The 13,886-nt window shown below is 70.3% G+C and carries 13 protein-coding genes and 1 pseudogene; 7 read left to right on the plus strand and 7 right to left on the minus strand.

What is annotated here, in order from left to right; translation table 11 throughout:
- Positions 1-190: 190 nt before the first annotated feature.
- Positions 191-468: pseudogene (locus ACZ7MX_RS02340) on the minus strand (PaaI family thioesterase); the annotation flags it as partial.
- Between the two features lie 52 nt (positions 469-520).
- Positions 521-1,153 carry a LysE family translocator gene (locus ACZ7MX_RS02345; RefSeq protein WP_472128509.1) on the minus strand — a complete coding sequence of 211 codons (633 nt, stop codon included), beginning with the start codon at positions 1,151-1,153 and terminating at the stop codon, positions 521-523.
- 115 nt (positions 1,154-1,268) lie between these two features.
- Here ACZ7MX_RS02345 and ACZ7MX_RS02350 point away from each other — a divergent pair, with 115 nt between their 5' ends.
- A complete protein-coding gene (locus tag ACZ7MX_RS02350; RefSeq protein ID WP_472128511.1) occupies positions 1,269-1,721 on the plus strand; it encodes an Lrp/AsnC family transcriptional regulator in 453 nt (150 codons plus the stop codon).
- Between the two features lie 165 nt (positions 1,722-1,886).
- Here ACZ7MX_RS02350 and ACZ7MX_RS02355 read toward each other — a convergent pair whose 3' ends face one another.
- Positions 1,887-2,618: a dienelactone hydrolase family protein gene (locus ACZ7MX_RS02355; protein WP_472128513.1), complete on the minus strand. Its 732-nt coding sequence runs from the start codon at positions 2,616-2,618 to the stop codon at positions 1,887-1,889.
- 179 nt (positions 2,619-2,797) lie between these two features.
- Here ACZ7MX_RS02355 and ACZ7MX_RS02360 point away from each other — a divergent pair, with 179 nt between their 5' ends.
- A complete protein-coding gene (locus tag ACZ7MX_RS02360) occupies positions 2,798-3,523 on the plus strand; it encodes a DUF6333 family protein (protein WP_472128515.1) in 726 nt (241 codons plus the stop codon).
- A gap of 70 nt (positions 3,524-3,593) precedes the next feature.
- Complete coding sequence (locus ACZ7MX_RS02365; RefSeq protein WP_472129268.1) at positions 3,594-4,979, plus strand: SMI1/KNR4 family protein; 1,386 nt, start codon at positions 3,594-3,596, stop codon at positions 4,977-4,979.
- Positions 4,980-5,017: 38 nt separating this feature from the next.
- Here ACZ7MX_RS02365 and ACZ7MX_RS02370 read toward each other — a convergent pair whose 3' ends face one another.
- The 3 genes from ACZ7MX_RS02370 to ACZ7MX_RS02380 form a co-directional block, all read right to left on the minus strand.
- Positions 5,018-5,944 (minus strand): RNA polymerase sigma-70 factor, encoded by a 927-nt coding sequence (locus ACZ7MX_RS02370; RefSeq protein WP_472128517.1) that lies wholly within the window; start codon positions 5,942-5,944, stop codon positions 5,018-5,020.
- An 82-nt stretch (positions 5,945-6,026) separates the two neighbouring features.
- Positions 6,027-6,500 carry a carboxymuconolactone decarboxylase family protein gene (locus tag ACZ7MX_RS02375; protein WP_472128519.1) on the minus strand — a complete coding sequence of 158 codons (474 nt, stop codon included), beginning with the start codon at positions 6,498-6,500 and terminating at the stop codon, positions 6,027-6,029.
- A gap of 661 nt (positions 6,501-7,161) precedes the next feature.
- Positions 7,162-7,893, minus strand: a complete 732-nt coding sequence (locus ACZ7MX_RS02380; protein ID WP_472128521.1) for a DUF7873 family protein — start codon at positions 7,891-7,893, stop codon at positions 7,162-7,164.
- A gap of 153 nt (positions 7,894-8,046) precedes the next feature.
- On the opposite strand from ACZ7MX_RS02380, the gene ACZ7MX_RS02385 reads away from it, so the two are divergent.
- Both ACZ7MX_RS02385 and ACZ7MX_RS02390 read left to right on the plus strand, forming a co-directional pair.
- Positions 8,047-8,511: a GNAT family N-acetyltransferase gene (locus ACZ7MX_RS02385; RefSeq protein WP_472128523.1), complete on the plus strand. Its 465-nt coding sequence runs from the start codon at positions 8,047-8,049 to the stop codon at positions 8,509-8,511.
- Positions 8,512-8,591: 80 nt separating this feature from the next.
- Positions 8,592-9,623 carry a D-alanine--D-alanine ligase family protein gene (locus ACZ7MX_RS02390; protein ID WP_472128525.1) on the plus strand — a complete coding sequence of 344 codons (1,032 nt, stop codon included), beginning with the start codon at positions 8,592-8,594 and terminating at the stop codon, positions 9,621-9,623.
- Positions 9,624-9,685: 62 nt separating this feature from the next.
- Here the strand turns inward: ACZ7MX_RS02390 and ACZ7MX_RS02395 are convergent, their stop codons facing one another.
- Positions 9,686-10,531 (minus strand): SDR family oxidoreductase, encoded by an 846-nt coding sequence (locus tag ACZ7MX_RS02395; protein ID WP_472128527.1) that lies wholly within the window; start codon positions 10,529-10,531, stop codon positions 9,686-9,688.
- Between the two features lie 289 nt (positions 10,532-10,820).
- On the opposite strand from ACZ7MX_RS02395, the gene ACZ7MX_RS02400 reads away from it, so the two are divergent.
- Both ACZ7MX_RS02400 and ACZ7MX_RS02405 read left to right on the plus strand, forming a co-directional pair.
- Positions 10,821-11,696, plus strand: a complete 876-nt coding sequence (locus ACZ7MX_RS02400; protein WP_472128528.1) for a protein kinase family protein — start codon at positions 10,821-10,823, stop codon at positions 11,694-11,696.
- 4 nt (positions 11,697-11,700) lie between these two features.
- Positions 11,701-13,884 carry a protein kinase domain-containing protein gene (locus tag ACZ7MX_RS02405; RefSeq protein WP_472128530.1) on the plus strand — a complete coding sequence of 728 codons (2,184 nt, stop codon included), beginning with the start codon at positions 11,701-11,703 and terminating at the stop codon, positions 13,882-13,884.
- Positions 13,885-13,886: the final 2 nt, after the last annotated feature.

Here is a 13,886-nt window from a genome sequence, read left to right on the forward strand (position 1 = left end):
CCAGCGCGCGGTCGCGGCGTTGCACGACCTGCTGACGCCACCGGAATCCGCCGAGGCTCCGAGGATCGAGCTGCCCAGCGTCGGCACGGTCCAGGCGGCGGCGGTCACGGCGACCGTCGAGGCACCGGACGTCGGGGCCTGGTTCCGGGGTGCCCTCGGCGAACTGTTCGCTTGGCGACGAGTCCCTCCGGTCGTCCCGGACGCCGAACACCTCCGGCCGGCACACGGTCAGGGTGCGTCCGGACTTCAGGACCGTCCCGACGGCCTCGATGTGGTCGCCGACGGCAGGCGACAAGAGGTTGATCCGGTACTCGACGGTGAGCACATCGGTGTCCTCGGGGAACACCGTGAAGGCCGCGTAGCGCCGGCGCTGTCCGCTACGGCACTGGTGGCACCGGCGTGGAAGTAGCCGTGCTGCTGGGTCACTTCGGGGCGGGCAGGGAGCACGAGGTGCACGCGGCCGGGACAGCACAGGGATTCCCGGACATCCCGGTGTGCGTACGAGCGCGGGGCAGGTTCGTCAGCCGACGAGGCGTTCCGCCAGCAGGAACCCGCCGATGACGATCATCATGGCACCGGAGGCCCGGGTGACCGCCCGGGCCGCCGAAGGACGGGCCTTCAGGACGGTGCGGGCCAGGACGCCGACGGAGAGGTAGACGAGGGCGCAGACCGTCATGTGAAGTGCGCCGAGCAGTCCGGTCTGCGCCGCGACGGGCCAGCCGCCCGCGGGGTCGATGAACTGCGGAAACAGCGAGAAGTACAGCAACAGCGCCTTGGGGTTCAGGCCGCTGGTCCCGACACCCTTGAGCATGATCCGTCCGCGCGAGGAGGCCATCGACGAGGAGGCCATCGTCTCCGTGGACGCGCCCAGGGCCCCCGGCCGCGACAGGACGCCCCAGCCCAGCCAGATCAGGTAGACGGCCCCCGCGACGGTCAGTGCGGTGAGCACGGTCGCCGAGCTCGCCACGATCATCACCAGGCCCGCCACGGCGAGCAGCGTGTATCCCGCGTATCCGGCTATCAGCCCGGCGACCGCGGGTACGACCGACCGGTCCCGCAGCCCCGCCGAGATCGCGTAGGCCCAGTCCGCGCCCGGAGTGACCACCAACAGCAGATCCACCGCCAGAAATGCCGCCAGCGTCGTCGTGTTCATTGATCGTTCTTCCCTCTCACGCACCTTGTTCTGAGAGGGAAGGCTAGGCCGGACATGCCCGAAAGTGTTTCCGTTCTTACCCCATGATCGTGCCCTGTGAGGGAGAATCTTCTCCATGGATGCCCTCGACCGGAAAATTCTTACCGAGCTCCAGCAGGACGGCCGCCTGACCGTCACCGAGCTGGCCGCCCGCGTGCAGCTGAGCGTCTCGCCCTGCCACCGCCGCCTGCGCGACCTCGAACGCGAAGGGGCCATCCGCGGCTACCGCGCCGTCGTCGACCCGGCTGCCATCGGCCTGAACTTCGAAGCCCTCGTCTTCGCCACCCTGCGCTGGGAGGACCGCGACACCGTCACGGCCTTCGAAGAGGCCGTGACCGCCATCCCGCACGTCCTCCAGGCCCAGCGCCTCTTCGGTGAACCCGACTACCTGCTGCGCGTCGCCACCACCGATCTGGCCGCCTACCAGCAGCTCTACGACGAGCAGCTGGCCAAGCTGCCGGGCGTCCAGCGGCTGACCTCCACCCTGGTGATGAAGCACGTCGTCGACGACCGACCGCTGCCCGAGTAACCGGCCCCTGCGCGAGGTGCAGCCCCGGTCTGGTGACGGGAGAGGTCGTGACGGGAGAGGTCGTGATGGGAAAGATCGTGTGGGGAAAGGGCGTGTGGGGAAAGGGCGTGACTGGTCCGTTTCGGGCGGAGGAATCCAGTCACGACCTTTTTCCGACCGGGATCCCTAGAGGTGCGATGCCAAGGCGGCGTACACCTTCCGCCAGGCATCGGCGCCGGCCTGCGGCTCGTAATCCTCCGGGCGGTCTGCGCAGGCGAAGCCGTGCCGGGCACCGGGGTACGTCACCCATTCGTGCGGCACCTTGGCCTCGGTGAGCCGCTGCTCGGCCTGCTCCCACTCCTCGGCCGGGATGATGTGGTCCAACTCGCCACGGAAACCCAGCAGGAAGGCGCCGCCCGCGGCGATCCGCTCGCTGGTCTCCACCGGAGGCACCGGCCCGACCAGCGGAAAGCCGCTGTTCAGCAGCCACCCCGGATAGAAGACGGCGGCCAGCTCGAAACTCAGCTCGGTCGCCGCCCGTAGCGCGATGTGCCCGCCCATACTCAGCCCGAGGAAGGCCACGCCCCGTTCCCCGGCTTCGGCGCGCGCCGCCGTCAGTGCCGCCGAGGCGTCAGCCACCAACTCGTCCCGGTCCAGTGCGCGCATCAGCACCAGACCGTCCTCGCGCTCCTCGGCCGAGTACCCGAGCGCGGTACGGCGAGCATGGCGCCAGTAGTAGTCGGGTGCCAGCGCCACGTACCCGGCCGACGCCAACTCCGCGCAGGTGTCGCGAACATAGGCGTTCACTCCGTACAGCTCGGAGCAGACCACCACCGCGCCCCGTACCTCGCCCACCGGGCGGTGCACATACGCCTCGATGCCACCGGCTTCGCCGAGTCTCTCCCACTGACCAGTCATCAGTCCCCCGTGCCTCGATCGCTGAATGTCGCCGCAATACTAGGCTCACGCCCCGTCCGTCACACGGGACATGGGAAAACACCCGGATACGCCTCGCTGCACTCGGTGAGATCGTGGCCGTCGTTCTCGACCGACGGTCCGCAGGTGCGCTGTCAGTGGCCCGGACTACGGTGTCGCACATGACCAACCGCAGTCACTGGACCACTCCTGCGGACCGCATGGTCCGCGGCGGCATGGGCAGATGCGATATCACCCTTCTGCAACCGCCGTTCCGCACGGCGACCGCGCACTCCCTCCCGGCCAACGACCCTGCCCGGGCACGGGAGTTCGCCCGGTCCTTCGGCACCGTCGAGGAGGTGCTGGAAGAGGTCGGGATCCGGCCCGCGCACCCGCCCCTGTACCTCAGCGAGCGGTCCGACCTCGACCAGATACAGGTCGGGGCATGGGGCCCCGTACTGGGGATCAGCGATCCCGCACTCGGCGACGACGGCAACAACACCCCGCTGCTGTACGAGGTGGGCCGGCTGCGCGAGCGCTATCCGGATGCGCGGATCGTCGGCCGGGTGGAGGTGGACTGCGGCGAGTCCCACACCGAGGACATCGTGTGGCTTCCTGACGGCACGATGTTCCATGCCTCCGGTTGGCCCGGGATGGACCCCTGGGAGTTGACCGGCGACCCGCACGCGGTCGTGGCTGCCCTCGGCGTCACCGGCGACATGCTGGAGGAAATCGACGTCGACCTGGACGCCGAGCCGGAGGAAGTGGAGTGGTCCGCCTTCGTCGGCCTGGCCTTGGGGGAGGCCGACCCGTGGCCCTGGACGCACCTGGAGACTTCCGTGCTCAGGGTCCGCCACACCGAGAGCTCCACCCACCACATGGAGAAGCTCTACTTCATCGGCAGCTGACCTGCTCAGCCGCACTCCCTCAGCAGCTGAACATGCCTCATCGGAACGACCGGAGGACACCGTGCCCTCGATACCTGCGATAGACGACTTCGCGACCTGGGAGCCCGTACTGCGGCTCCTGCGGGCCGCCAACATGGAGAGCCTTGCCGCCCCGGGTGGCCATGTGGCGGGCCGGATCGGCGCGCACTCGTGGAGTCTGCCCCTGCAGCGACGGTTCCCGCCGCCCGGACAAGCCGCCCAGGTCGCGGACATGCAGGACCAGTTCCGCGCGGTGAAGCGGGTCCAAAGCGCGCTCGCGAGCGCCGGCAGGGGCGACGTTTCGTTCGTCGCGGACATCTCGCCGAACGGGCGCGCCGCGCTCCACCTGATCGGTTCCAGCCCCGCGGTGGAGGCCGGCCTCGGTCCCCATCCGGGTTCCCTCCTCCTGGTGGAGGACGCGGTCCCCGAGCCCTGGCGTCGGCTGCCCGAACCGGCACCCGCTGCGGTACCGGCCCCTTCCGTGGATCTGGCGCTGCTGGAACGCACGCTTCGCGAGCGCGTCCCCGATGCCATCGGCGCGACCGAGGAAGAGCTCGCCGCCACGGAAGCGCGTCTCGGCGTCGCGTTGCCCGCCGAGCTCAAGGTCCTCTACCGGGTCACGCGGGCGAAGTGGGAGGACTGGGGCGACGACCACGAAGCGGCGGAGCGGGAGGCCCAGGCGGTCGGTTGCGAACTGTTCCCCCTGGATGACCTGTACATCGCCGACGCCGCCTCTCGTCCCTGCCGTTGGGAGTTCGGCGCCATGGAGGCGGTCGTCACCGGGTCCGACGCCGCGGTGCAGGGGGTCGTCGGCTCGCCGGGCTGGATCGTCTTCGGCGACAACGGCGGTGGTGACCGGATCGCGGTCGACCTGACGCCCGGCCCGCGCGGACACACAGGGCAGATCATCATCCTCAGCCATGAGGAGAACATCGGCGCCGACCTGGTCGCCGACTCCCTCACCGACTTGGTGCTGAACGGACCCGAGCCAGAGCGCGTCAGTCATCGCACGGACCGGCCGCCGGTCGTGGCCAGTGTCAACATCCGGAGTCTGAGCAGCGTGCAGGCCGCCGGGCACGCCGGGTTGGAGGTGCTGAGCATCGGCGTATGGGACAGCGAGCCGCTCAGCCTCGCCCCCGTCATCGGGCTGCCCCGTCTGCGCACCCTCACCGCCTACCCGGGCACCCTCGCCGACCCCCTGGAGATCGCCAAGTTGACCGGACTGGAGTTCCTGAAGCTCGGCCCGGAGGAGTGGCGGGTCCTCCTCGATGCCGATGCCGTCCCCCGCAGCCTGTCGGCCGCCGCCATCGAGGTGCACAGCAAGGGCGGTCGGCACCCGCTGTCGATCGTGGCCCTCGCCAATGAGCTCCTCGCCCTCTGGGACCGTCCCCCGATCACCCGGACCCTCCTCGAAGGCGATCTCGGCGTCATGTCGTAGTGGCCCCTGGGCGCCCTGAGTTCTCGCGAGCGAGAGAGTCAGTGCTGCTGTCGCCGACGGCTCTGCTTCACCTCCCGGTCGATGGCCCAGGCGTCGGCGACCGGCCCGATGTGGCCGAGCTTGTCGGGGTTGATCACCGAACGGATGGTCTGGATCTGCCCGTCGAGCACATCGAGCGCCATGGTGTTGAGCACCTTGCCGTCCCGGTCGCGGAAGATCGCGCCCGGCTGGCCGTTGATCTCGTGCGGCTCGCACGTCACGTCGATCCGGGCCATCCGGGGGAAGACGGAGGCGAGCAGCCGGGCCACGCTCTCGGCGCCCATGACGGCCCTGGCCAGCTGCGGGGCCTTGCCCCCACCGTCGCCGACCAGCGATACGTCGGCGGCGAGCAGGTCCTGCAGACCGGCGACATCACCCTCGCGGAGCGCGTCGAGGAACCGCGACGCCAGTTCCTCCCGCTCCTCGCGGGCCGCTTCGAACCGCGGCCGGCCGGCCTCCATATGCCGCCGCGCCCGCACCAGCAGCTGCCGGCACGCCGCCTCCGACCGCCCCACCGCCGCGGCGATCTCGTCGAACCGAAAGCCGAACACCTCCCGCAGCACGAACACCGCCCGCTCCAGCGGGCTCAGCCGCTCCAACAGCAGCAGCGCCGCCATCGACACCGAGTCGGCCAGCTCCACCGACCGTGCCGGATCCTGATACGGATCGCTGAGCAGCGGCTCGGGAAACCACGGGCCTACGTACTCCTCGCGTCGCACCCGTGCGGAACGCAGCACATCGATCGAGATCCGCGTCACGGTGGCCGACAGAAAGGCCTTGGTCGACAGGGGCCGCGTCGCCGAGCCGTCAAAGCGCAGCCACGCCTCCTGCACCGCATCCTCGGCCTCCCCCACGCTGCCCAGAATGCGGTACGCGATCGAAAACAGCAGGGGCCGTAGCTCCTCGAACTCCTCGACCTTGCTCACGTCCACTCAACTCCCCGTTGGATTACTCCCATTGGGCTCAGGGTCCGCCCGTCGGACCCCGAGCCCCTCACCCCCGCGCCGATCAGTGGAACTGCCCCGGCTCGTAGTTGCCGGCCGGCTGCTGGGAGATGACGTTCAGCCGGTTCACCATGTTCATGAAGGAGACCAGGAGTACCAGGGCGGTGAGCTGCTCCTCGTCGTAGTGCTTGGCGGCATTCGCCCACACCTCATCGCTGACCCCACCGGCCGCATCCGCCACCCGGGTTCCCTCCTCCGCCAGCTGCAGTGCGGCACGCTCGGCCTCGGTGAAGACCGTGGCCTCCCGCCACGCCGCGACCAGATGCAGGCGCACCGAGGTCTCGCCGGCCGCGGCGGCCTCCTTGGTGTGCATGTCGATGCAGACGGCGCAGCCGTTGATCTGGCTTACGCGCAGCGCCACGAGCTCCTGCGTCGCGGCGGGCAGCGGCCCGTCCTTGACGGCCTTGCCGGCCGACATGACGTGCTTGAGGGCCTTCCCGGCGATCGGGCCGGCGAAGAAGTTCAGTCGCGCGTCCATGGTGTGCTCCTCTGCGGTCATCAGTGACTACACCCTTGAGACGGGGTAGCCCCACGCCCTGTGACATGGACGAATGTGACCTGCATCTCCCCGCCGCAGACGCGCATCGACCCCCTTCGAGCCCTGCCGGAAGAGCCCGCCATCGACTTCGCCTTCATTGACGCCGACAAGGCAGCACCAGGCACCAGGCACCCCACAGACAGGGGACGCAGAACGTGGCGGAGCCCGGGAGTCGTATCCAGCTCCCGGGCCCCTGGGGTGCCACCCAATTGCGCACGCCGGCGGCGTTTAAGAGGACGGATCAGTCATCAGGCCGTCGTGTTCTTCCTTTGAACTACCGCACCGTGGAGAGGTGCAGGCGAGATTCGAACTCGCATCCGACGGCGTTCGTCCGTCCTCGGTCGATCCGGCGATCGGCGGCAATGCTGAAGCTGGAGCGAGAGTCTGAGATTGATGCGGGAGTGCCTCTGCCATGTTGGGCTACCCCGGCCCGTGGTGCCGGGGGAAGGACTCGAACCTTCACTGTGACCCGCGTCTTCAGGCTGAACTTCAGTTTCAGCTTGCGCTCCTCACACGGACCGGTCCTCAATCCGGCCCGTGCTTGTTGCGCACCCCCGCGCTCGCACGCGGGGGCGATCATGGATGCTACCTGCGGCCGCCGTCAGCCGAAGAGGTAGCCGAACACCGCGTCGGCGACGCGCTGGTCGGTGACCTCGACGCTGTTGGCCTCCTCGCGGGCGAACTTCACGGCCTGCTGGAGCTTCTCGACCCGCTCCAACAGCTCGTTCACCCGGCGCGCCGGCAGGGCTCCGGAGAACTTCACCGTCGTCCAGTAACCGATCGGCACGTCTTCGTAGTACACCTCGACCTGCGCCGGGTGCTTGTCGGTCGCCTCCGCCTTGACGTGGTTGCGGGGGACCTTCTTCGTACGGATCGTGCGGACCGGGTCCGTCTTCCACCAGTCCGTGGACGGGTCGAGGGACCAGGACTCGGCGGCGTCCAGCACCGGCAGCTTCTTGACGAAGGCATGCAGGTCCGTGAGCTGCTTCTCCAGGAACAACAGGTAGCTGACCGGGACTTCGGCGAGGATCGTCCGCCCGTCGACCGTGACATCGGCACGGGCCGTGCAGTTGGCCCAGTCCTTGGTGGCCGTCACGTCGAACAGGCGGGTCAGCGACGCCGACATCTCGCGCAGTACGTCCTCCGCCTGGACCTGCACCCGCGTGGACTCGGGCGGCAGCTGTTCGCCCTCTTCGTCCTTGGGCTGATACGTACGCGAGATACCGGCCAGCAGTGCGGGCTTCTGCACCTTGTGGTGCGCCGCGGTGATGTCCTGGAGCGACTTGCTCTTGACACCCTTTTCGACAGCGATGATCTGGTTCAGCTTCGCCACTTCGTCCCCCTTCGAACAGCAGAAACATATCTCACGGACCGCGCACTCCCGAACGTTTTTCGACCGCCGGGCACCCTGTCCGCCGCAACCGGCACTTGGAACCTCCAAGCTACTCCTTGGAAAAACCAAGTTCTGCCACTACGCTGGCTCCCCATGGTCAACAGCAGCAGGGAAGACGGATACCAGCTCTCCACGGACCCCGACCGCCTCGACATCGGCCTGATACACCGCTGGCTCTCGACCGACGCGTTCTGGGCGCTGGGCCGCAGCCGGGAAACGGTCGAGCAGTCGGTGCGCAACTCCCTCAACTTCGCCGTCCATGACGCCGCGGGCTCCCAGGTCGCTTACGCACGTGTCGTCACCGACCGGGCAACCTTCGCCTGGCTCTGCGATGTCTATGTCGCTCCCGCGCACCGCGGGAAGGGGCTCGCCACCTGGCTTGCCGCCACCGTCCGCGACCACCTTGCCCCGTACCGGCTCAAGCGCGTCATGCTCGCGACGCTCGATGCTCACGGGATCTACGCGAAGGTCGGATTCGCCGCCGTCCCGAACCCCGAACAACTGATGATCCTGGACCCTGCGCAGGGCCAGGAATCAACCGGCCGCAGGGCCGATTGACCGGATGTGATCCGACCGGACCAGCCGGCTCTCCGTGAGGCGAGCCGGGCCGAAGAAGGGCGAGGAAGTCAGCTGTGCGCGTGGTGATCTTGTGTGGCGGGGAGAGCTCGGAGCGGGATGTCTCGCTGGCTTCGGGCCGGTCGGTCGCCGGGGCCTTGCTTGAGCGGGGGCACGAGGTGGTGCTGGTCGACCCGGCCGCCGCTGTGCCGGTCCTGGCCGGGCCGCTGCGACCCGGCGACGCGGTCGACGGGTGCGCGGTGGGCAAGGAACCGCCGTCCCCCGCAGACCTGCCTCGGTTGAGGCGGCGGATGCATGCCGCGTTGACCGGCGGCCCCGTCCTGGAGCTGCTGCGCGGTGCGGAGTTGGTGTTCCTGGCGCTGCACGGCGGCTGGGGCGAGGACGGGCATGTGCAGGCGCTGCTGGAGAGGGCGGGCGTACGGTTCACCGGCGCGGGCAGCGCGGCTTGCGCGGCGGCGTGGCACAAGGGGCGCACGCAGGCGGTACTGGCCGCGGCAGGTGTCCCGGTGACCGAGCGGGCGTTGTGGCGGCCTGCGGCAGGTGACCTGCCGCCGTCCGTGAAGCGGCTGGTGGCGGCGGGTCCGGTGGTGGTCAAGCCGGTTGCGGACGGTTCGAGTGTGTCGGTCCACTACGTCGACTCGCTCCCGCAACTGGCACAGGTGGCAGCCGAGACGCGCTCCGGTGACGCGGAGCTGATCGTGGAGCCGTTCCTTTCCGGGCGGGAGTTCACCGTGGCCGTGGTCGGCGGCGAGGTCCTCCCCGTGGTCGAGATCGAGCTGACGACGTCGGTGTTCGACTACACGGCCAAGTATCAGTCCGGGGCGGTCGGCGAAGTGTGTCCGGCACCGGTACCGGCCGAATTCGCCGCCCGCCTCCAGGAGTTGGCCCTGCACGCCCATCAGGCCCTCGGCTTCGGCGGCAACGCGTACTCACGTACCGACTTCCGCTGCGACGCCGACGGCGAGCCGATGTGCCTCGAAGTGAACGCGCTTCCGGGTCTGACAGCGGCGAGCCTGCTGCCGCTCGCGGCGACAGCGGCAGGCTGGACCTACCCCGACCTGATTCAGCGCATCACGGACCTTTCACCGCGCTGAGCATCCCTGCGGGCGGACTCCTTCGCGCCCCACCGATCGGCCCCAGGACGATGCGCCCGCGGTCAAACGAAAACGTGGCGGTTCCGGCGGACGAAATCGGCGAATCCGAGGGCTTCGCGGCCGGTGAGGTCGGCAACGGTGGAAGTGACGGTCTCGGCACCACCGTCGCGGAAGGCGCGGGCAACTTCGATCAGGGCATCGGCGTAGAACTCCGGCAGCCCACGGCCCAGCATCGCCGCACGCGCTGCGTCGTCGGGCAGTCCCACATAGCGCACCGGCTTGCCGAGGACATCGGAGAACACGTCCGCCGCTTCCGCGTACGTCAGTGCCTCGGGTCCGGTGAGGTCATGGACGCAGCCGTCGTGGCCGTCAGTGGTGAGAACCCGCGCAGCGACAGCGGCGATATCGCCGACGTCGATGAAGCTTATGGGTGCGGTGATCAGGGGCAGGCTGAACTCCCCGGCCGCTCGGATGGACGGCTGGTTCAGGAAGTTCTGCAGATAGAAGTTGGGGCGCAGGATCGTCCAGGGGAGCCCGGACGTGACCAGTGCCTGTTCGACGGGCCGATGCAGCCGGGCGATCGGCGAGAGCCCTTCGTCGGCCCGCCAGACCGACAGCTTCACCACCCGGACTCCCGCCGCCCGGGCGGCTTCCACCATGTTGAGTTCATGTGCCGTCTGGTCCGGGCCCGTCGCGCCGAGGAGGAATACGGACCCGACGCCTTCGAGTGCCGGTCCGAGCGTTTCCGGCCGGGCCAGATCGAGCGTCACGGCCTGACCGCCCGACGCGATCACCTGAGCCGTGGTGTGCGGATCCCGGTAGGCCGCACGCACGGCCACACCGTCGGCAGAAAGACGAGCGAGCAGCGCCGTTCCGACATTCCCACTCGCGCCGGTCACCAGAATCATCCGTGCCTCCTTGAGGCGGTAGCAGGGAGTACGCGAAGAGTGGAACACACCGTCCCGGCGACCGGCGGGCGATGGGGGCGCAGCGACAACTGGCGGGCCCCGGACGGTCGGTCGGCAGTGCGCGACCGGGCCCAGCCTCTCAGTGACCATCCCGCTCGCCCTCCCGGGCAAAAATGCGCACTTCGGACGCCATGTGCCGTCCGTCGTCCCCGATGCGGCCCCCCTTCCGGCCCCCGTGCCCGCCGTATATAGGCTCACGTCCGTATCGAGCCTGACGGGGGAGAAACGAGTGGAGAGGCTGCGGCAGGACGATCCTGCGCGGATCGGGGAATTTCTGACGTTGGCGCGTCTCGACGCCGACGGCAGCCGAGGCGTACCCGAGCGTCGCTATCTGGCCCGTAGCGCTGACGGCGGGCACACCGTGCTGGCGTTCCTGCCGTCGCCCGGCGGTGACCCGGCGCGGTGGGCGGCCGAGGCGCAGCAGGCGGCCCGGCTGACCCAGCCCGGCTTCTGGCCGGTCGGCCAGCTCGGCGGGACGCCGGCCTTCCCGTGGTACTCCTCCCCGTACCGGCCCGCCCTGCCGCTGCCCGCCGTCCTGGCCGCGTACGGCGGTCCGCTGCCGGAACCGTTGGTCCGTGCCCTCGGCGGCACGCTGGCCGAAGCCCTGGCCTCGGCCCATGTCCTGGGCATCGTGCACGGCGGGCTCTGCCCGGCGGGCGTGCTGCTGACCGCCTGCGGGCCGCTGCTGGGCTGCTTCGGTGCGACCCGCGCGAACCCGGTGGCAGGGGCCGCCTCGCCCCCGCAGACAACCGGGCTGGAGACCGGCTGTCTCGCCCCCGAGCTGGCGGCGGGTGGCCCGGTGGACCGGGCTGCGGACGTCTACGCGCTGGGTGCCGTGCTGGCGTACGCGGCGACCGGGCACACCGTGCCCGAGCGGCAGGAGATCCCCGCCGGCCTGCGGGACATCATCACGGCGTGCCGTTCGCGCGATCCGCAAGGCCGCCCCGAACCGGCAAGCGTGCTGGCGGAGTTGCTGCCGGGCGCGGCATACGGCGCGCTGACCGGCTCCACGGAGCCGATGTCGCTGCCCGGCCGGATCGTCGAGGCGTTGTCCCGTCAGTCGGCGGAGGTCCTCGCCGCCGCACTCCCCACCCAAGGGCACTGAAGTCATGATCTCCCCCCTTCTCCACGACGACCCGCACACCGTCGGGCCGTTCCGGATCCTCGCCCGCCTCGGCGGAGGCGGCATGGGCACCGTCTACCTGGCCCGTTCGGCAGGCGGACGCACCGTCGCGGTGAAAACGCTGCACACCCGTCTCGCCGCGGACACCACGCTGCGGACCCGCTTCCGGCTGGAGACCGACGCGGCACGCGTCATCGGCTCCGATCACGGTGCGGTGGTCGTCGACGCCGATCCCCAGGCACCCACCCCGTGGCTAGCGACGGAGTACGTGCTCGGCCCGCCACTGGACGCGGCCGTCGAGGCGGGCGGGCCGCTGCCCGAGCCGGCCGTGCGCGCCCTCGGCGCGGCCCTCGCCGCCGGCCTGGAGCAGCTGCACCGGTCGGAGGTGGTGCACCGCGACCTGAAGCCGTCCAACATCCTGGTGACGGCGCAGGGCCCGCGGATCATCGACTTCGGCATCGCCCGGGCCTTCGGCGACGAGCATCTGACACACGTCGGCAGCGCCGTGGGAACGCCGGCGTTCATGTCACCCGAGCAGGCCGCGGGCCTGGAACACGCCGCCGCCGGCGATGTGTTCGCGCTGGCCGGAGTGCTGGTCTTCGCCGCCACCGGCGCCGGTCCGTTCGGCGGCGGGGCCCCCACCGACCTGCTGTACCGGGTCCGGTACGGCGAGCCGGACCTCGGCGGGGTTCCCGAGTCGCTGCGGCCCCTGCTCGTCCGCTGCCTGGCCAAGGATCCCGCGCACCGCCCGTCCACCACCGAGCTGCGTACGGCACTGGGCGGCGCCGGGGTCACCCCCGGTGACCGCGGCGGCTTCGCGGACCTGCTGCCCGACGCGGTCCTGCGGGAGATCGCCCGCCGCAGCGACGAGGTGTGGCGCGAGCCGCCGCACCGCCTGCTCCCACCGGTGCCCACCGAGACGCCGCAGACCGGGGCCGCCCCCGCGCCGGGCGTCTCGCGGCGGCGGCTGCTGACCGTGGCCGGGGGCGCCCTCCTGGGTGGCGGCCTCCTGGGCGGCGGGGGCTGGGCCCTGTTCGGGGGCTCCGGCGACGAAGGGGGCGGTGGCACGAAGAAGGACGCCGTCGACCGGCCGAAGCCGCCGACCCAGCTCTGGAGCACCACCATCCGCTGCCCCGACTCCGGGGGCGAGGTGACGCGGGTGGGCCGCAATCTGGTCATGCGCGCCGGAATCGTGCTGTGCGGCATCAACGCCGAGTCGGGCAAGGGCACGTGGCAGGCGAACGTCGCCGACACCTGGCGGTCGGCCACCGACGGAACCCGGGTGTACGCCCTGCGGGACCAGGAGGCGGGGGCGGCGCTGGCGGTGTGCGAGGTCTCGCAGATCGACGGCCAGCTGGGCAAGCCCCTGCTGGAACTGTCCGCGTTCACCGGCAAGGAGCAGTACAACCAGCTGCTGTGCGTGGCCGACGGCATCGCGTACCTGGTGGCCAAGGCCGCCTCCGGCAAGCGCTGGTACCTGGTCGCGGCCGACCTCAAAAAGGGCAAGGAGCGCTGGCGCAGCCCGGTGGACGGACCGCAGGTCGAGGGTTTCCCGGCGGTGCTGTGCGGTGCCGTGGTGGGGTCCCGCGTGGTGCTGTGCGGGAGCCCGAGCGAGGGCTCGAAGTTCATCGGCCTCTCCGCGCACGACAAGGGCCACGGACGCCAACTGTGGGAGATGTCCGAGACGTTCGCCGGAACCACCCCGCCGTCGCGGCTGGTCACCGACGACCGGAACCTCTACTTCGGCGCCGAAAGCCTCACCGCCCGCCGGCTGTCCGACGGCGGGCTCGAGTGGCTCTTCGGGAAGGGGCGCGACGTCGGCGACAGCGCGGGCGAGGAGCGTCGGTACGGCGCGCCGGTCCTGCACGACGGAGTCCTCTACTGCACCGAGGCGGACCAGGGACTGATCGCCGTCGACGCCCTCTCCGGCACGCTGAACTGGCAGGAGAAGGGGCTGTCCGGCAGGAAGAACAGCCGGAACGTGGCCCCGGCGGTCGGAAAGCGGTACGCGTACTGCGCCGACGACAAGGGCCTCCGCGCCATCGACCTGCGCGCCCGCAAGGCCGTCTGGACGTACGAGACCACACCCCTCGTCCTGTCCGCCGACGCCAAGGGCGGCCACCTGTACGTCCGCCAGGAGCAGCGGACCATCGCCCTCCCGCTCGCCTGACG

It is taken from the genome of Streptomyces sp. NPDC107765, assembly GCF_055657085.1.

Coding starts and splice junctions, on each gene's coding strand:
- ACZ7MX_RS02345 (WP_472128509.1), bottom strand. CDS start 1,153: ATGAACACGACGACGCTGGCGGCATTTCTGGCGGTGGATCTGCTGTTG.
- ACZ7MX_RS02350 (WP_472128511.1), top strand. CDS start 1,269: ATGGATGCCCTCGACCGGAAAATTCTTACCGAGCTCCAGCAGGACGGC.
- ACZ7MX_RS02355 (WP_472128513.1), bottom strand. CDS start 2,618: ATGACTGGTCAGTGGGAGAGACTCGGCGAAGCCGGTGGCATCGAGGCG.
- ACZ7MX_RS02360 (WP_472128515.1), top strand. CDS start 2,798: ATGACCAACCGCAGTCACTGGACCACTCCTGCGGACCGCATGGTCCGC.
- ACZ7MX_RS02375 (WP_472128519.1), bottom strand. CDS start 6,500: ATGGACGCGCGACTGAACTTCTTCGCCGGCCCGATCGCCGGGAAGGCC.
- ACZ7MX_RS02385 (WP_472128523.1), top strand. CDS start 8,047: ATGGTCAACAGCAGCAGGGAAGACGGATACCAGCTCTCCACGGACCCC.
- ACZ7MX_RS02395 (WP_472128527.1), bottom strand. CDS start 10,531: ATGATTCTGGTGACCGGCGCGAGTGGGAATGTCGGAACGGCGCTGCTC.
- ACZ7MX_RS02405 (WP_472128530.1), top strand. CDS start 11,701: ATGATCTCCCCCCTTCTCCACGACGACCCGCACACCGTCGGGCCGTTC.